Source organism: Kluyvera ascorbata (genome assembly GCF_023195735.1).
In the GTDB taxonomy this organism is placed as follows: domain Bacteria; phylum Pseudomonadota; class Gammaproteobacteria; order Enterobacterales; family Enterobacteriaceae; genus Kluyvera; species Kluyvera ascorbata.
Genome location: NZ_CP096201.1, coordinates 1,387,191 through 1,407,679, shown reverse-complemented (window position 1 = coordinate 1,407,679; position 20,489 = coordinate 1,387,191). Strand labels below are relative to the sequence as shown.

Genomic DNA, 20,489 nt, shown 5'->3' with positions numbered 1-20,489 from the left:
TACAAAATCGTTCAGGCTGTTTCAGCCAGCCTGAACGCGAAAGCCAGAAACAGAAAAGGCGACATTTAAATGTCGCCTTTTTACCTTTATGTGATGCAACTACTCTGTACTGCAAACAACACCATCATGGTAATTGAAAGAACACAGCGCTTTTAATCACATTGCTGAAAATTATTTACGAAGCATCACTTCAATAAAATCTTTCCAGTTCCCCAGTTCACGTTCGATCATAACTACCTCTCTTATTATTATGCGTATTTTACGTACAAATGTATGACCTGTGAATACGGTTAATCCGATTACTTTGATTGCCGCTGCCAACCTTTCTTTACTGCTTGAGGTCACTATGGGCCGGAATTTTGACATTTAATGTGACGCACAGCAACATTCTGAAATAGTTATCAGAATGTGAATCATATGATACAAATTTACCCTACGACAAAGCAATCAAACTACGTAAAAGCGCGTAGACAGCATGATAAACTGTACTTTTTTCAGCCACTTTGGCCGGATGAAATTAAAACGGGCAGCGGACTGAATTACGTGTATATTCGAGTCCCCTAAAACCTGCAGATATAAAGGCGGAACATGACCACTCTCTACGGAATAAAGAACTGCGACACCATCAAGAAAGCCCGCCGCTGGCTGGATGAGCACCAGGTTGAATATCGCTTTCACGATTATCGCGTTGATGGCCTGACGCCCGAGCTGCTGGCATCCTTTATTAATGAGCTGGGATGGGAAGCGCTGCTGAATACCCGTGGCACCACCTGGCGTAAGCTGGATGAGCAGGTCCGCGTCGGAATCAACAACGCCGACGCCGCTGCCGCGCTGATGCTGGAAATGCCCGCTATCATCAAACGACCATTGCTCTGCGCGCCCGCACAGCCTATGCTGCTGGGTTTTAGTGATACCAGTTATAGCCAATGGGTCGCCAAAGCGCGCTAACGCCGTTGGCCCTGTTCTACTGTTTTCAGATAACGAAAATAACGAGGTCTAGTTTATGTCTTGCCCAGTCATTGAGCTGGCTCAGCAGCTTATTCGCCGCCCTTCTCTTAGCCCGGACGATGCGGGCTGTCAGGCGTTAATGATTGAACGCCTGCGTGCAGCAGGTTTTACCATTGAGCCGATGGACTTTGGCGATACCCAGAACTTCTGGGCATGGCGCGGCAAAGGAGAAACGCTGGCGTTCGCAGGCCACACCGACGTGGTGCCTGCTGGCGATGCTGACCGCTGGATTAACCCACCGTTTGAACCGACAATCCGCGACGGCATGCTGTTTGGCCGCGGCGCTGCCGACATGAAAGGCTCGCTGGCGGCGATGGTTGTGGCGGCAGAACGTTTCGTCGCCCAGCACCCGAATCATAAAGGTCGCCTGGCGTTCCTGATCACTTCCGATGAAGAAGCCAGCGCTACTCACGGTACGGTAAAAGTGGTTGAAGCGCTGATGGCGCGCAATGAGCGCCTGGACTACTGCCTGGTGGGCGAGCCGTCCAGCACGGAAGTGGTGGGTGACGTGGTTAAAAACGGTCGCCGTGGCTCAATGACCTGCAACCTGACCATTCACGGCGTTCAGGGGCACGTGGCGTATCCACACCTCGCCGATAACCCGGTTCACCGCGCCGCGCCGTGGATGAATGAACTGGTATCGATCGAGTGGGATCAGGGCAACGAATTCTTCCCGCCGACCAGCATGCAGATTGCCAACATTCAGGCCGGTACTGGCAGCAACAACGTGATCCCAGGCGATCTGTTCGTGCAGTTCAACTTCCGCTTCAGCACCGAACTAACCGACGAGATGATCAAATCGCGCGTTATCGCCCTGCTGGATAAATATCAGCTCCGTTATAGCGTTGACTGGTGGATTTCCGGACAGCCGTTCCTGACCGCACGCGGTAAACTGGTCGACGCGGTAGTGAACGCTATCGCGCACTATAATGAAATAGAACCACAACTGCTGACCACCGGCGGGACGTCAGATGGTCGCTTTATCGCCCAGATGGGCGCGCAGGTTGTTGAGCTGGGTCCGGTGAATGCCACCATTCATAAAATTAATGAGTGTGTGAACGCCGCAGACCTGCAGATGCTGGCGCGGATGTACCAGCGCATCATGGAACAACTTGTCGCCTGACGGCACAACATAAGGGGTAATGCGCATGGATTGGCTGACAAAATACTGGTGGATTCTGGTACTGGTGTTTCTGGTAGGGGTCATTATCAACGTGATCAAAGATCTGAATCGCGTCGATCACAAAAAATTCCTCGCCGATAAACCGGAGCTGCCTCCGCACCGTGATTTTAACGACAAATGGGATGATGACGACGACTGGCCGAAGAAGGACCAGCCGAAGAAATAAATCACTTCATCAGTCGGCCGCTCTCATGTAGGCCTGATAAGCGCAGCGCCATCAGGCATCGCCGCCATGAATTGCCGGATGGCGGCTTTGGCTTATCCGGCCTACAGGTTCCCGGCAAGCCGGGAACCCACAAGACTTACATCATCTCGATGAGATCGTCATTTTTCGGGGTGCTGCCGCCCAACGCTTCATCGAAATAGTGCTTCGGCACGGTATAACGCAGGTGATCCAGCGCGAACTGCATGCTGCGATCGTCTATCGCGTGGCCTAAATCCTCAACGATATCCAGCGTCACATCGCCGCCTGCGGCCTGTAGCGCCTCCTGACCTTTCACCGCCCAGGCAAGATCGATAACCCGATCTTCTCCACCGTGAATCAGGTGGATGGTCGTGGCGGTGTCCGCTTTTTCCGGCATCGTCGCGTAGCGGCCGTTAAAGGCAATCACCCGTGATGCCAGCCCCGGCTCCGCTTTAATCCCCTCGAGCGACATAATTGCCCCCTGAGAAAAGCCAATTAATGCCGTCGCTTGAGGACTCACGCCGCTCTGTTTCTGCCAGTAGCGCACGGTTTCAATAAAGGTCGGCATGATGGCATCAATGCGTGCCTGACGGTTTTCTTCCGTCACGCCCGCCACGGAGAACCACTGGCGGCCTGGTGCCGGACCACAGGGCTCCGCCCCCCCTACGCTAACGATAAGCGCATCAGGAAACAGCGGCGCAAACCAGCTGCCGATCTGTCCCATTGCCACCGGATTATCGCCCACGCCATGAAACAACAGCAGCAGCTGTTGAGCGGGCTTCGCGGGGCTTTGAACAACAAAGTGATCGTGTGTCATGGCTGTCTCCTTGGTTTTGACGGTCAGTTTACGCCGCACCAAAATAATGACCATGCCATTTAACTGAATGAGTCAGTTAAAAAAATTGCAGTTGTTGGACACGTTTGGCGAGTTGATTTGTTCGTTCACCGTCAAGACTCAGCATAGCCTGTGCTGCCTCATCACGCAGGCGCACCAACAGCGCTTTTCGCCCGTGCAGCCGCAGGCGAGTGCAAAGAGCGGGTTCGCTATCACCGGAAAGCCGCCCGCGCAGCGCTGGCAGCGAAAGCGTGCTGGCTTCACACAGCTTATGCAAGCTCCCGAGTGCTGCCAGCATCGGGCGATGCGCAAAAGCAAACCCGGCCAGATCCCACCAGTCATCATCTGTAAGGATAGTCTCGGTTATTTCCGCGAGCGGCACTTTTTCATCGACCCACAGGGAAAGCCAACGCCACTCACGACACAACCGACGGTGCTCGCGCTGCGTCAGCGCCTCTCCAGCCGAGGTGAGCGGGCGCAGCGCCATCGCAGCGTAGCAGCCGCTGCTCGCCTCTCGTTGAGTGCCGATACGCACCAGCGTAAAACCACAGCGCTGCCAGAACCGCCACAGCGCCTCGGTATAACCAAAACTCACCGAGAGATAGTCACATCCCGCCGCCCTCGCCCACGCCCGCGCTATCAACTGTTGTCCGATACCCCCGCGCTGACGCTGTGGGTGGACCGCAACCCGGCTAATACGCCGCCCGATAAGCGTCGCGGCCAGCGGGCTGCCACCATGAGCCGCCAGTGACTGTGCTACCAGATTCCCTCGGGGACGACGAAAGCCCGCCCATACTGCCTGGCTCAGCTCGGGCGACAATCCGCCTTCATCGACCAGCCAGAGCGCACCAGCAAGCCCCTGCGGCGTTTCCGCGCTGATAAAATGCTGACCCGGCGCATCCATCATCCGCCGGAGGTCGAGCGGTGAGGTGCGGTAATGGGCGCCGGAAAGAAGCTGGTACAGCGCGGTAGGTTGTTCAGGGCTGGACCGCCAGGCGGATTGCGAAACGGGCACCAGCGTCACCTCACCGGTTGGCGATGTCGTGAACGCCTCATCGTGAAAAATCAGCGCATCGTTAACCAGCGCTTCCAGCGGGCACCCTGCCGCCCAGCGAATAGGCTGGTTGAGGGTGAAAACGTGACGTTCTGGAAACGCAGCGCAGAGTTTAAGTAAAAAGCCGCGTCCGGTGCCCTCGTAACCCTGCACGGTGGTGGTCAGCAGCGTACGGGGAAAGCGAGCGATAAGTTTCTGGAGTAGTGGTGCGGGGATAGCAGCGGCTTCATCAACCACCAGCCAGTCGGCGCGTTCATCCGACGCCAGCAGCGCATCAGGAGCCATAAAGCGAAAACGATCGCCAGCAAAGGCGGCAATGACCTCCGCAGCAGCACGGGAAGGCGCGGTGACGATAGCTTCACCGGGCATACGCTGGATATGCATACCCGCCAGCGCTGACTTTCCACGCCCGCGTTCTGCCGTTATTACCGATACCGGTGCGCTCGCGTTCGCCAACGCCGCTAAAATCGTCTGCTGCTCGCGCGCGGGCTCGCCGTTAGCACGATGCCAGTCAGCTCTTACGGAGAACGTAAGGAACGGCAACGGCGCGCCCTGTCGCCAGACTAACGTCTCGGGATGTCGGGAGAGCGACCGGCAAAAATGGTCGACAAAGTTCGGCGTAGCGATAGGTTCCGGCGTGTCGCTCCAGCGCAGCGAATCCACATCGGCCTGATGGGACCATTCGCCCCATTCCGGCACCAGCAGTATCAGCCAGCTTCCGGCCCGCAGCGTGCCAGCCAGTGCGGCAAAAGCGGAGACATCAAAGCCATCGCGGGCGTCGAAGATAGCGTGCTGGAACTCACGCCCCAGCAGCGTCACCAGCTTAGATGACGGGCAAAAGGGCTCGGAGACCGGACTCAGGCCGACCCACAGCACATCATCACCCACCGCGGCGCGAAACGCCGCGGCCTGCTGCTCGCTCCATGCGCGTTCGCCGCTTATCACCAGCAGGCGGCGAATTCCTTCCTGTGCCATGCGCTCAGCGTGCGCCAGCAGTTCATCCATGACCTTCGGCATGTCGTCAGAGCGATTTGCTAAAGGTATTGCACTGCGCCGGGTCACCGCTATCAAAGCCGCGTTTCAGCCAGGTATAGCGCTGCTGTGAGGTGCCATGCGTAAAGCTATCCGGCACCACACGCCCCTGACCCTGCTGCTGCAAACGGTCATCGCCAATGGCCTGGGCGGCGTTCAGCGCCTCTTCCAGGTCACCGGCTTCCAGAATACCCTGCTTCTGCATATTATGGCCCCAGACACCGGCAAAGCAGTCCGCCTGCAGCTCCATACGCACGGACAGACGGTTCACCTCCGCCTGCGACGCACCCTGCTGCATTTGGCGCACCTTAGGCTCGATACCCAGCAGCTTTTGTACGTGGTGGCCGACTTCATGCGCAATGACATAGCCCTGCGCAAAATCGCCGCCCGCGCCAAGTTTGTTTTTCATGTCGTCGTAGAATGAGAGGTCGATATAGACCGTGCTGTCGGTCGGGCAGTAGAACGGCCCCATTACCGATTGCCCGGTGCCGCAACCGGTACGGGTCGCACCGCGGTACATCACCAGACGCGGCGGCTGATAGGTTTTACCCATCGCCTTAAACTCCTGCGCCCAGGTGTCTTCCGTAGTGGCAAGGATAACTGAGGTAAATTTCGCCGCCTCATCATCTTTCGGGCCGCTCACCCGCTGAGAGGTTTGCTGCTGGCCTACAGGTTCACCGGTCATGAGGCCCGTGAGGTCCACGCCATAGTAACCGGCCACCAGCACGATAATCAGCAAAACAATGCCGCCTTTACCGCTCGGGATGCGAAAACCAGGGCCGCGCCCTCCCATCATCGGGGATTCCGAACTGTTCCGCCGGTCTTCTACATTGTCGCTTTCGCGACGACCTTGCCAACGCATAACTACCTCAGTCTTATTCTCAGAAATACTGATACGATCGTAGGCGGTTACGGGGGGGATTACCACTGGAAATGTTGTGCGGGGATTCCCGGCGTCGCTTTGCTCGACCGGGCTACGAATCAGGTAGCCCGGTCGAGCAAAGCGACGCCGGGGAAAGCATAAAAACTTAGTCGAGCTTAACGCCTAAACGATGTGCCACTTCTTCGTACGCTTCAATCAGGCCACCCAGGCTCTGACGGAAACGGTCTTTGTCCATTTTGTCCATGGTCTTTTTGTCCCACAGACGGCTGCCGTCCGGCGAGAACTCATCGCCCAGCACCACTTCGCCTTTAAACAGACCGAACTCCAGTTTGAAATCGACCAGGATCAGGCCCGCATCGTCAAACAGCTTTTTCAGCACGTCGTTCGCTTTGAAGGTCAGTTCCTGCATACGCGCCAGGTTCTCTTTGCTCACCCAGCCGAAGGTTTCACAGTAGGATTCGTTAACCATCGGGTCGTGCATCGCATCGTTTTTCAGGAACAGGTCAAACAGCGGTGGATTGAGCTCGATACCTTCTTCAATCCCTAAGCGTTTCACCAACGATCCTGCAGCACGGTTACGCACAACGCATTCCACCGGCACCATATCCAGCTTTTTCACCAGGCATTCGGTATCAGACAACAGCGCTTCCATTTGGGTTGGGATCCCCGCTTCTGCCAGTTTGCTCATAATGAAATGGTTGAACTTGTTGTTCACCATGCCTTTACGATCGAACTGCTCAATGCGAGCACCATCCCCTGCTGACGTATCGTTACGGAATTCGAGTACCAACAGATCCGGGTTTTCGGTGCTGTATACGGTTTTCGCTTTACCACGATACAACTCAGCTAGCTTTTGCATCTTTGTCACTCCAGTGATGATTACGATAAATATTTGTGCATTTTCTGCCGACGCACACGATTGCGTCACTATACAGAAAAAAGGGCCGGATTGCTCCAGCCCTCTTTAATTACTTCGTAAATGCTGCCTGGAATGCTGCTACCAGGGCGTCATTCTGAGACTGCGTCAACGGATGGCCTTTCGGATCGATGAACTGCAGGCTACTACGGTTGTCCAGGTCACCGACCTGAAGTTTGTAGTCACCGGATACCATGCCCGGATCGCTTGCGCCCAGATCTCTCCAGCTGCTGTCGGACAGCGGTTTGTAAGTCACCGCGATGCTGCCCTGAGAGCGGGTGCTATCGGTCACTTTCATGCCCACTTTTTCCAGCGCTGCTGGCAGACGCTGCCACACCTGGTTGAACGGACCACGGACGACCAGCATTGGCAGACCGGTATCATCGGCGGCGCTCTGAACGTCGAAGGTTGCACCGGCAGAGCCTCTGGCGTTGTTCGCGGCATCTGTCGCGTTCTTATCCAGGCCCGCAGAGATAACGTTCAGCATTTCAGCGCTATAACGCTGCAGGGAAGCACGGTCAGCAACCGGCTTGCCAGCCTGTTCGAGGTTAATCAGCTTCACGTTTACAGCCTGCTGATAACCCTGAGGCTGTACGGAGATCTGATAGCGACCACGGTACTGCTGGTCTTCATCAAGACGGTTCCACTCAACCCAGTCCGTCGTCAGCGTCTGACTAGCATCATCACGTTTGGTGATGGTGTAGTTTTTCGCCTGAACGATGCTGACAACCTGCGGCCACAGAGAACCGCTACGGCTATTTTCTACCAGCAGCGTGGCGGTATCACCCGTAAACTGGGTACGCGCACCGGAAACCAGCGCCAGCGGCTGTGCCGGCGGACGGATATCCAGCGCTTTGCCGACGGCACCGCTGCCGTTGGCGACTGGAATGTTGTAGTCGCCATTTTCAACCGGCAGAATCATGCCCGCAGGGGCGTGAAGTTCACTTAACGGTGTTGCTTGCAGGTAGGATTCATCACCGCTCACCTGGCGCTTATAGCGCGAGTCGGAACTACAGGCCGCAAGCAGTAAAACCAGCGATACCCCCGCAACCTTCGCCAGGCGCGACTTCTGTACTGAGTAAGCCATCAAATCTCCCTAAACTTTACAGCAAACCGGCATGCTTCAATGCAGATGCCACAACATCACGACCGTGGTCGGTGATAGGTGTCATCGGCAAACGCATGGTATCGGTCGCCACAAGTCCCAATTCCTTACATGCCCATTTCACTGGGATCGGATTGGGTTCGACAAATAATTTATTGTGCAGCGGCATCAGACGCTGGTTAATGATACGCGCTTTATCAAACTGGCCATCAGCTGCCAGTTTGCACATTTCCGCCATATCACGCGCCGCAACGTTCGCCGTCACCGAAATAACGCCCTGACCGCCGAGCTGCATGAAGTCCAGACCCGTTGCATCATCACCGCTCAGCAGGATGAAGTCATCTGAAACCAGCTCTTTGATCTGATGAACACGGCTTAAGTTCCCCGTGGCTTCCTTAATCGCGATAATATTTTTAATCTTCGCCAGGCGACCTACGGTTTCCGGCAGCATATCGCAACCGGTACGGGACGGCACATTATACAGAATTTGCGGCAGGTCAGTATGCTCAGCGATCGTTTTGAAGTGCTGGAACAAACCTTCCTGGGTCGGACGGTTATAATACGGGGTAACGGTAAGACAACCTACCACGCCGCTATTATTAAAACGCTGGGTCAGGCTGATCGCCTCTGCGGTTGCATTTGCCCCCGTACCCGCGATAACCGGAATGCGGCCGTCGGCCAGCTCCAGCGTGGTCATCACGACATCGCCATGCTCTTCGTGGCTGAGCGTTGCTGATTCGCCGGTAGTCCCTACCGAGACAATCGCCGAGGTTCCGCTGGCGACATGGTAATCAATCAGTTTTTTCAGGCTTGAACGGTCGACATTACCTTTTTCATCCATCGGCGTGACAAGCGCTACAATACTTCCCGTGAACATGGGCCATCCTCTGTGCTGACGTGCGGACATGAATCTCAATGGTACGTTTGGTCTTGTAATAAAAGCAAGAGACTGAAGCCCTTCAGAATGTTGTATGCCGGTTTTTTTTATGCTTTCCTAAGGAATACCGCACCTTTTTAAAGGAAGAACAGGTTTGACAGCCTCATTACAACACTATCTGGTCATTACAGCCCTGGGCGCGGATCGCCCTGGCATCGTCAATACGATTACCCGTCACGTGAGCAGCTGCGGCTGTAATATCGAAGACAGTCGCTTGGCCATGCTGGGGGATGAGTTCACTTTTATTATGCTGCTTTCCGGTTCCTGGAATGCGATTACGCTGATTGAGTCCACCTTGCCGCTAAAAGGCGCAGAGCTGGATCTGCTTATCGTGATGAAACGTACCACCGCGCGTCCACGTCCGGCTATGCCGGCAACGGTCTGGGTGCAGGTCGAGGTGCCTGATTCGCCGCATATTATTGAGCGCTTTACCGCGCTGTTTGATAGCTGGGAGATGAACATTGCCGAGCTGGTGTCACGCACGCAGCCGGGCGATAACGAAGGCGTCGCACAGCTGTTCATCCAGATTACGGCCCACAGTCCCGCTACGAAAAATGCATCAAATATTGAGCAAGCGTTCAAAGCCCTATGTACAGAACTCAATGCACAAGGCAGTATAAACGTGATCAATTATTCACAGCATGACGAACAGGATGGAGCTGAGTAATGAACCCACTGAAAGCCGGTGATATCGCACCGAAATTTAGTTTGCCCGATCAAGACGGCGAGCAGGTAAATTTAACCGACTTCCAGGGACAACGTGTTCTGGTCTATTTCTACCCGAAAGCAATGACCCCTGGCTGCACCGTGCAGGCCTGCGGCCTTCGCGACAATATGGATGAGCTGAAAAAAGTGGGCGTTGAAGTGCTGGGCATCAGCACCGATAAGCCTGAAAAGCTCTCCCGCTTTGCCGAAAAAGAGCTGCTGAACTTCACGCTGCTCTCCGATGAAGATCACCAGGTTTGCGAGCAGTTTGGCATCTGGGGTGAAAAAACCTTTATGGGCAAAACCTATGACGGCATTCACCGTACCAGCTTCCTGATTGACGCAGATGGTAAAGTCGAGCACGTCTTTGACGACTTCAAGACCACCAACCACCACGACATCGTGCTGGGCTGGCTGCAGGCAAATTCTTAAGCCAATAACGTAGCCCGGCCGAGCGCAGCGACGCCGGGATTTCCCCGGGGTCGGCGTAAACGTCTCGCCCGGGCTACACGTCAATTCGACACATCTTCTTCCGTCACCAGCCCATCTGGCCAAGCGTGCACCACCGCTTTAATCAGCGTGGCCAGCGGAATCGCAAAGAACACGCCCCAGAAGCCCCACAGCCCGCCGAAAATCACTACCGAGAGAATAATCACCAGCGGGTGAAGGTTCACGGCTTCGGAGAACAGCACCGGTACCAGCAGGTTTCCGTCCAGCCCCTGAATAATCAGATAGACCGCAAACAGGCTCCAGAACTCGGTGCCCAGGCCAAACTGGAACAGCGCCACGCAGACCACCGGAATGGTGACCACAAATGCGCCGATATAAGGAATAAGTACCGACAGCCCAACCAGCACGGCAAGCAGCAGCGAGTAGTTAAGACCAAACATCAGGAAGCCAAGCCACGTAGCAACCCCAACGACGATCATCTCCAGCACCTTACCGCGGATATAGTTGGTAATCTGTTGGTTCATCTCTTTCCACACCTGCCCCGCCAGACCCCGGTTACGCGGCAGCACGCGGCGCACGGCGTTCAGCATCTGCTCTTTATCCTTCACCAGGAAGAAGACCATCAGCGGCACCAGCACCAGATAGACCGCGAGCGTCAGCAGCCCGACCAGCGAAGCGACGGAATATTTGACCACCGAATCGCCCAGCGTCAGCATCCGCGTACGCATGTTTTCAGCCATCGCATCAATAATGCCCGCATCCATCAATGCTGGGTAACGACGCGGCAACGTGGCGGCAAAATCGGAGAGTTTATTCAGCATGCCGGGCATATCGTGGATAAGGTTAATCCCCTGCTGCCAGGCAATCGGCATTACCACAAAGGCCATCAGCAGCAGAATGCCGATAAACAGCACCATCACCGCGGTAGTAGCCCAGGTACGAGACCAGCCCAGCCGCTCCAGACGGACGGTCGGCCACTCCAGCAGGTAGGCCAGCACCAGCGCAACCAGCAGCGGCGCCAACAGGCCGCTGAAGAAGAACAAAATGCAAAAACCTGCTACCAGAATAACCAGCAGCGCGATCGCCTCCGGGTCACTAAATCGGCGGCGGTACCACTGCATCAACATCTCGAGCATAAATCGATTCCCTGAACGTGTTGCTTTCACACAGAAGATGAATTGTATCGAAGTGTCACAAAAAAGACTCCGCTTTTTATATTTATCCCAACAATCACGCGATTATCATTTTCAACCCGTGAGCAGATAGATACACTCCCAGAGCAGCACATAATGGAACGTAACATTAGGCTGTTGGTCAAAACAGGCACATCCCCACATTACAGGACAGAGGTTATGTTCAGGCAGTTGAAAAAAACGCTGTTGGCATCCCTTATTGCAACGCTTGCGCTCGGGCAAATTGCTCCCGCCTTTGCAGATTCTGCGGACAACCTCCCGGATATGGGCACCTCCGCAGGAAGCACGCTCTCCATTGGTCAGGAGATGCAGATGGGGGATTATTACGTACGCCAGCTGCGCGGAAGCGCGCCGCTGATTAACGACCCGCTGTTGGTCCAGTACATCAACTCACTCGGCATGCGTCTGGTCTCGCACGCGTTTTCCGTGCGGACACCGTTCCACTTTTATCTGATTAATAACGACGATATCAACGCCTTCGCCTTCTTCGGCGGTAACGTGGTGCTGCACTCGGCGTTGTTCCGCTATTCTGACACCGAGAGCCAGCTGGCTTCGGTTATGGCGCACGAAATCTCCCACGTGACGCAGCGCCACCTTGCGCGCGCAATGGAAGACCAAAAGCGCAACGCTCCGCTGACCTGGGTCGGCGCGCTCGGCTCAATTCTGCTGGCTATGGCCAGCCCACAGGCGGGTATGGCCGCATTAAGCGGTACGCTGGCGGGCACCCAACAGGGCATCATCAGCTTTACCCGACAGAATGAAGAAGAAGCTGACCGTATTGGTATTCAGGTACTGCAACGTTCAGGCTTCGACCCACAGGCCATGCCGGCCTTTATGGAAAAGCTGCTCGACCAGTCGCGTTACTCATCGCGACCACCGGAAATGCTGCTGACTCACCCCCTGCCGGAAAGCCGTCTGGCCGATGCGCGTAACCGTGCAAACCAGATGCGCCCGGTGGTCGTGCAATCTTCCGCGGATTTCTACTTTGCCAAAGCACGTACGCTGGGCATGTACAACTCCGGGCAAAACCAGCTCGGCAGCGACCTGCTTGACGGTTGGTCGAAGGGCAATATTCGCGAACAGCATGCCGCCCAGTACGGACGTGCGCTGCTGGCAATGGAAGCCAAGAACTACGCCGAAGCAAGCAAACAGCTTCAGCCGTTGCTGAGTGCCGATCCGCAAAATGCCTGGTATCTTGACCTGGCAACGGATATCGATCTCGGGCAGAAGAAAACCAACGAGGCCATTACTCGTCTGAAGAATGCCCGTGAACTGCGCACGAACCCGGTACTACAGCTCAACCTCGCTAACGCCCTGCTTGAAGGCGGGCAGCCAGCGGAAGCGGCAACCATTCTTAATCGCTACACCTTTAACAATAAAGACGACACCAACGGCTGGGATTTGCTCGCCCAGGCGGAGGCCGCACTGGGTAACCGAGACCAGGAGCTGGCCGCTCGCGCCGAGAATATGGCGTTGGTGGGAAGGCTCGACCAGGCAATTTCCATGCTCAGCGCGGCCAGCGCGCAGGTGAAATTGCGCAGTCTGCAGCAGGCTCGTTACGATGCCCGTATCGATCAGCTGCGTCAGCTGCAGGAACGCTTCCGCCCTTATCAGAAAATGTAATAGGAGAGACGATGACGGATTCGGTCACGATTTATCACAACCCGCGCTGCTCAAAGAGCCGCGAGACCTTAAGCCTGCTGAAGGATAACGGTATCGACCCTGAGGTCGTGCTTTACCTCGACACGCCACCGGATGCCGACACGATCGGCAAGCTGATCAAGATGCTGGGGCTTGGCAGCGCACGCGAACTGATGCGCCAGAAAGAAGATCTCTACAAGTCGCTGAACCTTGCCGATAGCCAGCTTAGCGAAAAACAGCTTATCCAGGCGATGGTAGAGAACCCGAAGCTGATTGAGCGCCCTATCGTGGTCCACAACGGGCAGGCACGCATTGGCCGCCCACCGGAGCAGGTCCTGGAAATCGTCCGCTGATTCCCCCTAAAGCCGCAGCGCTTCCAGAAAAGCCTGCGGCGTCATATTCCCCAGTTTTTTCTGTTCCTTGCCGCCGTTAAATAACGCACACAGCTTCATGACGAGTTCGTCTGGCGTACAAGCACGCAGCGCGGGGATAATCGTCACCAGCGGTACGGTGACCGCCACCGCCTGATGCTTCCGCTCCGTCGTCGTTACGCTGACGTTTATCTCGCGCTCGGCCAGATGCTGACTTAGCGCGGTAATATACGTTTCGCTTAACCACTCATCACTTTTAATCTCAACAGATTGGATATCACCCGGAAACTGTTCCAGCACCGCATCCAGCCAGTGGATAACCAGCGGCGATGACATACCCGAGTAGATGCGCGCCGCACACCAGCCGCTTACGGGCTCCTGCGCCCACAGCAGGTGATGGTCACCGTCATCGTCCATATGCAGCGACAAAAAGCGGTAATGCAGCGTCAGCGTCTGTGGCCGAATGCCCGCTTTAAGCGCCTTCTTACCTTGCAGTATGGCCTCACCATTTTTCGGATAAGACGGCGTCAGGTAACGGCTGAGCGTCGCGCGGGACAGCGGAATGCCTAGCCCTTCCTGCACCATAAACAGCAGATCGTCTAACGGCGCGCGGAGGATTTCGCGCAGCGCGTTAATCAACACAATCTGCTCTTGTCTCATCGCTTTGTGTATCACCACAGGCGTCGTGCTTTTATCCGCCGTCTGCTCACGCTTACGCCAGCGCCGTACTGTCGTCACGGAAATACCCAGTTCCAGCGCCAGTTCACGGTCACTTTTATCCGATTCCTGGAGGTATTTACGAATACGCGGTGTCGTTGTCGCGTTAGCATGCAGCTTAATTTCCATGGCTTTCCTTGAGATATTTATAACTAATCATATGAGATTTATATGAATAAAGTCGATGCATTGTGACCCGTTTCACCTTTCCGGGCCAGGCTTTCTCCCATAATCCTCTTCGTCGTTTTCTATTACATAACACACACAATGTCCGTTAATCTTATACGGAGTTCACAATGAACAATGTTCTGGGATTTTTAGAAGAGAAATTGATGCCGATTGCGGCGAAAACCGCACAGCAACGTCATCTTGGTGCCATCCGCGGTGCCTATGTTTCCTTTATGCCGTTTATTATCGTCGGCTCCATTCTGTTGGTTATCTCGTCGTTCCCGAATCAGGGCTATCAGCAGTTTATGTCCAGCACCTTCGGCGCAAGCTGGAGCGCCATTATCGAGATCCCGTTTAACGCGGTCTTCTCTACCATGTCGCTGTTTATCAGCTTCCTTGTCGCCTACCGACTCGCGGAGCACTACGGCGATGACCGCATCTCCAGCGGCATTCTGGCGCTGGTCTGCTTCCTGATCCTGACGCCGTTTATTAAGGTTGCCGAAAACGGCGGCATTACCGTGATGCCGGTTGAATGGATTGGCACCAAAGGTCTGTTCGTCGCCATGATTGGCTCACTGCTGTGGACCGAGCTGTTCTGCTGGCTGAAGCGCAAAAAACTGGTCATCAAAATGCCGGAAGGGGTACCACCTGCGGTACAGGAATCTTTCGCTGCGCTGATTCCGGCACTGGTGGTGATGATTCTGGTACTGGCGATTCGCATCGGCTTTGAGAACACCCACTACAGCACCATTCACCAGTTCATTTATGACGTCGTCGCCACCCCGGTTCGCCACTTCGGCACCTCCTATTTTGGCGCACTGATGACCGTATTCAGCATCACCATTCTGTGGTCAGTGGGGATTAACTCGGGTTCGATGGTCAACGGCATCATCCGTCCACTGTGGATGGAAAACCAGACCGACAACATTGCAGCCATTCAGGCAGGCGTCACGCCGCCGCACATTATTACCGAACAATTTTTCGACATGATCTGGATGGGTGGCGCAGGGGCCACGCTGTCGCTGGTCATCGCCATGCTGATTTTCGCACGCAGTAAAAACATGCGCGAAGTGGCGCGACTGGGCGCGGGGGCATCCATCTTCAACATCAACGAACCGGTACTTTTCGGCCTGCCGGTGATTATGAACCCTATCATGCTGATCCCGTTCAACCTGGTGCCACTGGTGCTGGTGACTATCCAGTATCTGGCGATGAAAGTGGGTGCCGTCGCCGTGACCACCGGGGTGTTTATCCCGTGGACGCTGCCGCCGGTGATCAGCGGATTTATCGTTACCGGACATATTTCCGGCAGCGTGATGCAAATCATTAACCTGCTGATTGGCGCGATGCTGTACCTGCCGTTTATGCGCATCGTCGATAAGCAGTACCGTAATGCGGAAATCAGTACCGTTGAGGAATCCAGCACGCTAGCAAAACAGGAGTAACAAAAAGATGTGGGGAATTATTGCAACCTGGCGTATGGCGCTGGAAGGCGTAGAGGAGTCGGCGTCCGCGCTGGCAGCAGGCAGTGCAGCAGCGACGTCCGTGGTGGATGCCGTGGTCGCAGTAGAAGATTTTCCGTTCTACAAATCGGTAGGCTATGGCGGCCTGCCAACCGAGAACGGCGAGGTAGAACTGGACGCCGCCTGGATGGACGGCGATACGCTGGCCTTTGGCGCGGTGGGTAATCTGGTCGACATCGCTAACCCGGTGAAAGTAGCGCAGGCGCTGGGTCGCCAGCGCTATAACTCGCTGCTGGTCGGCCAGGGCGCGCGCGAATGGGCGCTGAGCCAGGGCTTTACCGAGAAAAAAATGCTCACCGAACGCGCGATGCAGCACTACCGTAAACGCTGCCGCGAGACGCTGGACAAAGGGCTAAGCCCCTACGACGGTCACGACACCGTCGGCGTTATCGCTCTCGACAAAAAGGGCTCGATGAGCGTGGCCACCTCCACCAGCGGCCTGTTTATGAAAAAACGCGGACGAATTGGCGACTCACCGATTATCGGCTCCGGCTTCTACTGCGACAGCCTCATCGGCGCGGCTACCGCCACCGGCGTGGGTGAAGATTTAATGAAAGGCTGCACCAGCTACGAAATCGTCCGCCGGATGGAACAGGGTATGACCCCGCAGCAGGCGGCGGATTCGGTGGTGTACGAACTGGAAGATAAGCTGATGTCGCGCTTTGGCCGTGCGGGGGATCTCTCCGTGGTTTGCATGAACCGCAAAGGCGAGTTCGGCGCGGCAACCAACATCAAAACCTTCTCGTTTGTGGTCGCCACCGCCACTCAGCCGCTGACGGTGTTCCGCGCCGAGCGCGTTAAAGAGAAAACCCATTATCAGCCGGTGGACGACGCCTGGATGCAGGCCTATGCCGACCGCATTCGCGCCCCTATCGAGGAATAAACGATGATTAACTACCGCTTAGTGACGACGCTCGGAAGCGAGCAAGAACAGAGCCATCTCATCACCTGGCCCGACAGCCCTTTGCTCCAGCAGGATGTGCTGCGCAATAACCCGCTGATTGCCGAGATGACGGCGCGCGCAGCCCAGGGAAAGCTGGCGGACACCGGTTTCGGCTGTGGGCCATTCGCCCGTATCACCATCGTGCCGCAAAACGCCTGGCAGGACAGCCTGACCGACTCGCTGCTCACCTTCCTGCGTCCGCTGTTTGCCACGCCGATATGCAGCAACGTGCTGCTCGACTGTACGCACATTCACAACACGGCCCTGACTAAAACGTTGCGTTTTCTGTTTAACCAGTCCCACACCTTGACGGACCTCGGGCTGAAAACGTCCGCACGAAGCGATGTACGCCTGACGCATATTGATGCTTTCTGTTCCGACGCTGAACAGGCACGTCTTGAAACCCTGTTCAGCCAACAGCAGGCGATAGCCAACGGCATGATTGCCGCCCGCCGCCTGGCGGATACCCCTTCCGAGCAGTGCACGCCGCAGTATGTGGTGGAAGAAGCCCAGCGTCTGTGCGCCCCCTTCCCTACCCTGCGTTGTGAAGTGCTGGATGAAAAGGCCATTGTCGAACAAGGCCTTGGCCTGCTGCATGCGGTAGGCAAGGGTGCCAGCCGCCCACCGCGCCTGCTGGCCATTCATTACGAAGGGGCGAGCCATGGCCCGGTGCGCAGCTATGTCGGCAAGGGCGTGACTTTCGACACTGGCGGCCTGTGGCTGAAAGAAGGCGCGGGCATGTACACCATGAAGTATGACATGTGCGGTGCGGCCAACGTCCTTGGACTGATGCTTTGCATCGCTGAGCTTAAATTACCGGTGCGGGTGATGGGCGTACTGGCGCTGGCGGAAAACGCCATCGGCCCCGACGCCATGCAGCCGGGCAGCGTGGCCCGCGCCTGTAACGGCATGACGGTGGAAATTAATAATACCGACGCCGAAGGCCGCCTGGTGCTCTCCGACGCTATCGCCTGGGCCAGCCAGCGTCATGCGCAAACGCAGTATATTATCGACCTCGCCACGCTAACCGGTGCGGTGGTTAAAGCGCTGGGCTATGATCTGAGCGGGCTGATGACCCAGGATAACGCGTTGCGTTCGGCCTTAACCACCGCCGGGGAACAGAGCGGCGATGAAGTCTGGTCGCTGCCGCTGGATGCCAGGTTGAAAAAGCAAACGGAGAGCGCCATTGCTGATCTATGCAATACGCCGACCAACAACGCAGCGATCAGCGCCTCTGCGGCCTGGCTGCTTCACCACTTCTGCCCGGCAGATATTCCGTGGGCGCATCTGGATGTCAGCGGTACGGCGCTGTGGCGCGAAGGGGGGAAAAGCGTGGCATCAGGCAGGCCAATTCCGCTGCTGATGCAGCATTTGCTTAACGATCTGGATATTAGAGAGTAAACCCGGCGTCACTGCGTTCGGCTGGGCTACTGCTTCGTGTAGCCCGGCCAAGCGAAGCGCCGCCGGGAAATGTACTACAGCTTCAGAATCTCTTTCACAAACGGAATGGTTAGCTTGCGCTGAGCGGTAATGGAGGCATGATCGAGCTGATCCAGCGTCTGGAACAGCGTGCGCATTTCGCGATCCAGGCGTTTAAGCATGAAGCGACACACATCGTCCGGCATTTCAAAGCCGCGCAGACGAGCACGTAATTGCAAGGCCTGTAATTTATCTTCATCAGACAGCGGCTGGAGCTTGTAGATTTGCCCCCAGTCGAGGCGCGAAGCAAGATCCGGCAGGCCCAAATTCAACTGACGCGGCGGACGATCGCCGGTGATCAGCAAGCGAGTGTTCCCCGACTCTAAGATCCGGTTATAGAGATTAAAAATCGCCATTTCCCACAATTCGTCTCCCGCCACGCACTCGATGTTATCGATGCAAACCAGCGAAAGCTGCTCCATCCCTTCCAGCACTTCCGGCACAAACCAGGTACGTTTATCCAGCGGAACGTAGCCCACGGCATCGCCGCGCTGGGAGAGTTCTGCACAGGCCGCATGCAGCAAATGGCTGCGCCCGGCGCCTTCGCGCGCCCAGATATAGATGTATCCGCTGTGTTCCTGCCGCAGCACGTTTTGCAGTGCAGCAAGTAAAGAAGGGTTATCGCCTGGGAAGAAACTCGCAAAGGTTTCATCATCAGGAAGATAAAGTGGCAAAGAGAGCTGTGCCGGTGCGTTCAGAGGAGACCTCAACATGGGCTTACGAAAAAACGGGAAGAGTTTAACACAGAAATAGCTGGGGAGAGAACCGGGCGGCGATCCGCCCGGCTTTAGGATCACGACTTAGAGGTTTCACTGTCTTCCGCGTCCAGCACCACTTCTTCCGGGCGTAGGACGCTGATCAGTTTGAAGACCAGACTCAGACAAATACCCACGATCGTCGCCAGCGCCATGCCTTTCAGCTCAGCCGCGCCGATGTGCACTTTCGCGCCGCTCACGCCGATGATCAGGATAACGGAGGTCAGGATCAGGTTCTGCGCTTTGCTGTAGTCCACTTTGGATTCGATCAGCACGCGGATACCGGAAGCCCCGATGACCCCGTACAGCAGCAGAGAAACACCGCCCATGACCGGCAGTGGGATAATCTGAATCGCCGCCGCCAGCTTACCAACGCAGGAGAGCAGAATCGCAATGATTGCCGCACCGCCGATAACCCAGGTGCTGTACACGCGAGTAATCGCCATCACGCCGATGTTTTCGCCGTAGGTGGTGTTCGGGGTAGAGCCAAAGAAACCGGAGATCACGGTGGAGAGACCGTTCGCAAACATCGAGCGGTGCAGGCCAGGGTCACGAATCAGGTCTTTCTTGACGATGTTCGCCGTCACCACCAGGTGGCCGACGTGTTCGGCAATGACCACCAGCGCCGCTGGCAGGATAGTGAAGATGGCAAACCACTCAAAGCGTGGGGTATAGAAGGTTGGCAGCGCGAACCAGTGCGCCTCGGCAATCGGGGTGGTGTCCACGACGCCCATCACGAAGGAGAGCGCATAGCCCACCAGCACGCCGATAAGAATCGGGATAATAGCCAGGAAGCCACGGAACAGCACCGAGCCAAACACGGTTACACCCAGCGTCACCAGGGAGATGATGATGGTTTTAGTATCCGCAGACTGACCGTCCGGCGGCAGCAGACCCGCCATGTTAGCCGCAACGCCCGCCAATTCCAGGCCGATAACGGCAACGATTGTGCCCATCGCCGCAGGGGGGAACATCACGTCAAGCCAGCCGGTGCCCGCTTTTTTCACGATGAAGGAGACCAGGCAGAACAGCACGCCGCACATAATAAAGCCGCCCAGCGCCACTTCGTAGCCTAACGGCAGCAGCAGCAGTACCGGGGAGATAAAGGCAAAGCTGGAGCCCAGATAAGCCGGGATTTTGCCTTTACAGATGAAGAGATACAGCAGCGTTCCGAGACCGTTGAACAGCAGGACGGTGGCCGGGTTGATGTGAAACAGGACTGGCACCAGCACGGTTGCGCCAAACATGGCGAATAAATGCTGCAAGCTAAGCGGGATGGTCTGTAACAACGGTGGTCTTTCGCTTACCCCAATTGCACGGCGCGTCATTGTGTTTTCCTCTGTGTTATTAGTCTCAGTTTTTTTATTCAAAAAAAAGCCGACTATCAAAGTCGGCTCTTTTTATTTT

General features: G+C 55.9%; 21 protein-coding genes. 10 read left to right on the top strand and 11 right to left on the bottom strand.

The window, feature by feature from the left end:
* Nucleotides 1–171 precede the first annotated feature (171 nt).
* Complete coding sequence (gene ypfM / locus MY052_RS06660) at nt 172–231, bottom strand: protein YpfM (protein WP_001386977.1); 60 nt, start codon at nt 229–231, stop codon at nt 172–174.
* A gap of 357 nt (nt 232–588) precedes the next feature.
* Between ypfM and MY052_RS06655 the strand changes: the two genes are divergently transcribed.
* Genes MY052_RS06655 through MY052_RS06645 form a run of 3 tightly spaced genes read left to right on the top strand, consistent with a single transcriptional unit; the run spans nt 589 to nt 2,357 of the window.
* Entirely contained in the window at nt 589–948 is a 360-nt protein-coding gene (locus MY052_RS06655) for an ArsC family reductase (RefSeq protein WP_248538401.1), read from the top strand.
* A gap of 55 nt (nt 949–1,003) precedes the next feature.
* A complete protein-coding gene (gene dapE, locus MY052_RS06650) occupies nt 1,004–2,131 on the top strand; it encodes a succinyl-diaminopimelate desuccinylase (protein ID WP_035891487.1) in 1,128 nt (375 codons plus the stop codon).
* 25 nt (nt 2,132–2,156) lie between these two features.
* Nucleotides 2,157–2,357 (top strand): YpfN family protein, encoded by a 201-nt coding sequence (locus tag MY052_RS06645; protein WP_035891485.1) that lies wholly within the window; start codon nt 2,157–2,159, stop codon nt 2,355–2,357.
* A 136-nt stretch (nt 2,358–2,493) separates the two neighbouring features.
* Here the strand turns inward: MY052_RS06645 and ypfH are convergent, their stop codons facing one another.
* From ypfH to dapA, 6 genes are all read right to left on the bottom strand, one after another.
* Nucleotides 2,494–3,192, bottom strand: coding sequence for an esterase (gene ypfH / locus MY052_RS06640; protein WP_123650248.1), 699 nt, complete (start codon nt 3,190–3,192; stop codon nt 2,494–2,496).
* 76 nt (nt 3,193–3,268) lie between these two features.
* Complete coding sequence (locus MY052_RS06635; protein WP_248538906.1) at nt 3,269–5,269, bottom strand: tRNA(Met) cytidine acetyltransferase TmcA; 2,001 nt, start codon at nt 5,267–5,269, stop codon at nt 3,269–3,271.
* Nucleotides 5,270–5,285: 16 nt separating this feature from the next.
* Complete coding sequence (gene ypfJ / locus MY052_RS06630) at nt 5,286–6,158, bottom strand: KPN_02809 family neutral zinc metallopeptidase (RefSeq protein WP_123650249.1); 873 nt, start codon at nt 6,156–6,158, stop codon at nt 5,286–5,288.
* A gap of 166 nt (nt 6,159–6,324) precedes the next feature.
* Nucleotides 6,325–7,038, bottom strand: a complete 714-nt coding sequence (purC, locus tag MY052_RS06625) for a phosphoribosylaminoimidazolesuccinocarboxamide synthase (protein ID WP_035891480.1) — start codon at nt 7,036–7,038, stop codon at nt 6,325–6,327.
* 109 nt (nt 7,039–7,147) lie between these two features.
* Complete coding sequence (gene bamC, locus MY052_RS06620) at nt 7,148–8,182, bottom strand: outer membrane protein assembly factor BamC (protein WP_035891476.1); 1,035 nt, start codon at nt 8,180–8,182, stop codon at nt 7,148–7,150.
* A 16-nt stretch (nt 8,183–8,198) separates the two neighbouring features.
* A complete protein-coding gene (dapA, locus tag MY052_RS06615; RefSeq protein ID WP_035891474.1) occupies nt 8,199–9,077 on the bottom strand; it encodes a 4-hydroxy-tetrahydrodipicolinate synthase in 879 nt (292 codons plus the stop codon).
* A gap of 154 nt (nt 9,078–9,231) precedes the next feature.
* Between dapA and MY052_RS06610 the strand changes: the two genes are divergently transcribed.
* Together MY052_RS06610 and bcp are read left to right on the top strand one after the other, a co-directional pair.
* Nucleotides 9,232–9,804 (top strand): glycine cleavage system transcriptional repressor, encoded by a 573-nt coding sequence (locus tag MY052_RS06610; protein ID WP_035891472.1) that lies wholly within the window; start codon nt 9,232–9,234, stop codon nt 9,802–9,804.
* Nucleotides 9,804–10,274: a thioredoxin-dependent thiol peroxidase gene (bcp, locus tag MY052_RS06605; RefSeq protein WP_115073789.1), complete on the top strand. Its 471-nt coding sequence runs from the start codon at nt 9,804–9,806 to the stop codon at nt 10,272–10,274. Before MY052_RS06610 ends, bcp begins: the two co-directional genes overlap by 1 nt.
* A gap of 80 nt (nt 10,275–10,354) precedes the next feature.
* On the opposite strand, the gene MY052_RS06600 is transcribed toward bcp, so the two are convergent.
* The gene (locus tag MY052_RS06600) at nt 10,355–11,428 is read right to left on the bottom strand and encodes an AI-2E family transporter (protein WP_035891470.1); all 1,074 of its coding nucleotides are present in this window, start codon (nt 11,426–11,428) and stop codon (nt 10,355–10,357) included.
* A 216-nt stretch (nt 11,429–11,644) separates the two neighbouring features.
* Between MY052_RS06600 and bepA the strand changes: the two genes are divergently transcribed.
* Both bepA and arsC read left to right on the top strand, forming a co-directional pair.
* On the top strand, nt 11,645–13,108 hold the full coding sequence (gene bepA, locus MY052_RS06595; RefSeq protein ID WP_035891468.1) for a beta-barrel assembly-enhancing protease: 1,464 nt from the start codon (nt 11,645–11,647) through the stop codon (nt 13,106–13,108).
* Between the two features lie 11 nt (nt 13,109–13,119).
* Nucleotides 13,120–13,479 (top strand): arsenate reductase (glutaredoxin), encoded by a 360-nt coding sequence (gene arsC, locus MY052_RS06590; RefSeq protein WP_035891466.1) that lies wholly within the window; start codon nt 13,120–13,122, stop codon nt 13,477–13,479.
* Between the two features lie 6 nt (nt 13,480–13,485).
* On the opposite strand, the gene MY052_RS06585 is transcribed toward arsC, so the two are convergent.
* Nucleotides 13,486–14,343: an XRE family transcriptional regulator gene (locus MY052_RS06585; RefSeq protein ID WP_248538400.1), complete on the bottom strand. Its 858-nt coding sequence runs from the start codon at nt 14,341–14,343 to the stop codon at nt 13,486–13,488.
* A 167-nt stretch (nt 14,344–14,510) separates the two neighbouring features.
* Between MY052_RS06585 and celB the strand changes: the two genes are divergently transcribed.
* Genes celB through MY052_RS06570 form a run of 3 tightly spaced genes read left to right on the top strand, consistent with a single transcriptional unit; the run spans nt 14,511 to nt 18,249 of the window.
* The gene (celB, locus tag MY052_RS06580) at nt 14,511–15,827 is read left to right on the top strand and encodes a PTS cellobiose transporter subunit IIC (protein WP_035891463.1); all 1,317 of its coding nucleotides are present in this window, start codon (nt 14,511–14,513) and stop codon (nt 15,825–15,827) included.
* A gap of 7 nt (nt 15,828–15,834) precedes the next feature.
* Nucleotides 15,835–16,788: a glycosylasparaginase gene (locus MY052_RS06575; RefSeq protein WP_202217456.1), complete on the top strand. Its 954-nt coding sequence runs from the start codon at nt 15,835–15,837 to the stop codon at nt 16,786–16,788.
* A gap of 3 nt (nt 16,789–16,791) precedes the next feature.
* Nucleotides 16,792–18,249, top strand: a complete 1,458-nt coding sequence (locus tag MY052_RS06570) for a leucyl aminopeptidase family protein (protein ID WP_248538399.1) — start codon at nt 16,792–16,794, stop codon at nt 18,247–18,249.
* A 74-nt stretch (nt 18,250–18,323) separates the two neighbouring features.
* Here the strand turns inward: MY052_RS06570 and MY052_RS06565 are convergent, their stop codons facing one another.
* Together MY052_RS06565 and uraA are read right to left on the bottom strand one after the other, a co-directional pair.
* Complete coding sequence (locus tag MY052_RS06565) at nt 18,324–19,025, bottom strand: DnaA inactivator Hda (RefSeq protein WP_185668937.1); 702 nt, start codon at nt 19,023–19,025, stop codon at nt 18,324–18,326.
* 95 nt (nt 19,026–19,120) lie between these two features.
* Nucleotides 19,121–20,410, bottom strand: coding sequence for a uracil permease (gene uraA, locus MY052_RS06560; protein WP_248538398.1), 1,290 nt, complete (start codon nt 20,408–20,410; stop codon nt 19,121–19,123).
* Nucleotides 20,411–20,489 lie beyond the last annotated feature (79 nt).

Coding starts and splice junctions, on each gene's coding strand:
- MY052_RS06655 (WP_248538401.1), top strand. CDS start 589: ATGACCACTCTCTACGGAATAAAGAACTGCGACACCATCAAGAAAGCC.
- dapE (WP_035891487.1), top strand. CDS start 1,004: ATGTCTTGCCCAGTCATTGAGCTGGCTCAGCAGCTTATTCGCCGCCCT.
- MY052_RS06645 (WP_035891485.1), top strand. CDS start 2,157: ATGGATTGGCTGACAAAATACTGGTGGATTCTGGTACTGGTGTTTCTG.
- ypfH (WP_123650248.1), bottom strand. CDS start 3,192: ATGACACACGATCACTTTGTTGTTCAAAGCCCCGCGAAGCCCGCTCAA.
- MY052_RS06635 (WP_248538906.1), bottom strand. CDS start 5,269: ATGGATGAACTGCTGGCGCACGCTGAGCGCATGGCACAGGAAGGAATT.
- ypfJ (WP_123650249.1), bottom strand. CDS start 6,158: ATGCGTTGGCAAGGTCGTCGCGAAAGCGACAATGTAGAAGACCGGCGG.
- purC (WP_035891480.1), bottom strand. CDS start 7,038: ATGCAAAAGCTAGCTGAGTTGTATCGTGGTAAAGCGAAAACCGTATAC.
- bamC (WP_035891476.1), bottom strand. CDS start 8,182: ATGGCTTACTCAGTACAGAAGTCGCGCCTGGCGAAGGTTGCGGGGGTA.
- dapA (WP_035891474.1), bottom strand. CDS start 9,077: ATGTTCACGGGAAGTATTGTAGCGCTTGTCACGCCGATGGATGAAAAA.
- bcp (WP_115073789.1), top strand. CDS start 9,804: ATGAACCCACTGAAAGCCGGTGATATCGCACCGAAATTTAGTTTGCCC.
- MY052_RS06600 (WP_035891470.1), bottom strand. CDS start 11,428: ATGCTCGAGATGTTGATGCAGTGGTACCGCCGCCGATTTAGTGACCCG.
- bepA (WP_035891468.1), top strand. CDS start 11,645: ATGTTCAGGCAGTTGAAAAAAACGCTGTTGGCATCCCTTATTGCAACG.
- arsC (WP_035891466.1), top strand. CDS start 13,120: ATGACGGATTCGGTCACGATTTATCACAACCCGCGCTGCTCAAAGAGC.
- MY052_RS06585 (WP_248538400.1), bottom strand. CDS start 14,343: ATGGAAATTAAGCTGCATGCTAACGCGACAACGACACCGCGTATTCGT.
- celB (WP_035891463.1), top strand. CDS start 14,511: ATGAACAATGTTCTGGGATTTTTAGAAGAGAAATTGATGCCGATTGCG.
- MY052_RS06575 (WP_202217456.1), top strand. CDS start 15,835: ATGTGGGGAATTATTGCAACCTGGCGTATGGCGCTGGAAGGCGTAGAG.
- MY052_RS06570 (WP_248538399.1), top strand. CDS start 16,792: ATGATTAACTACCGCTTAGTGACGACGCTCGGAAGCGAGCAAGAACAG.
- uraA (WP_248538398.1), bottom strand. CDS start 20,410: ATGACGCGCCGTGCAATTGGGGTAAGCGAAAGACCACCGTTGTTACAG.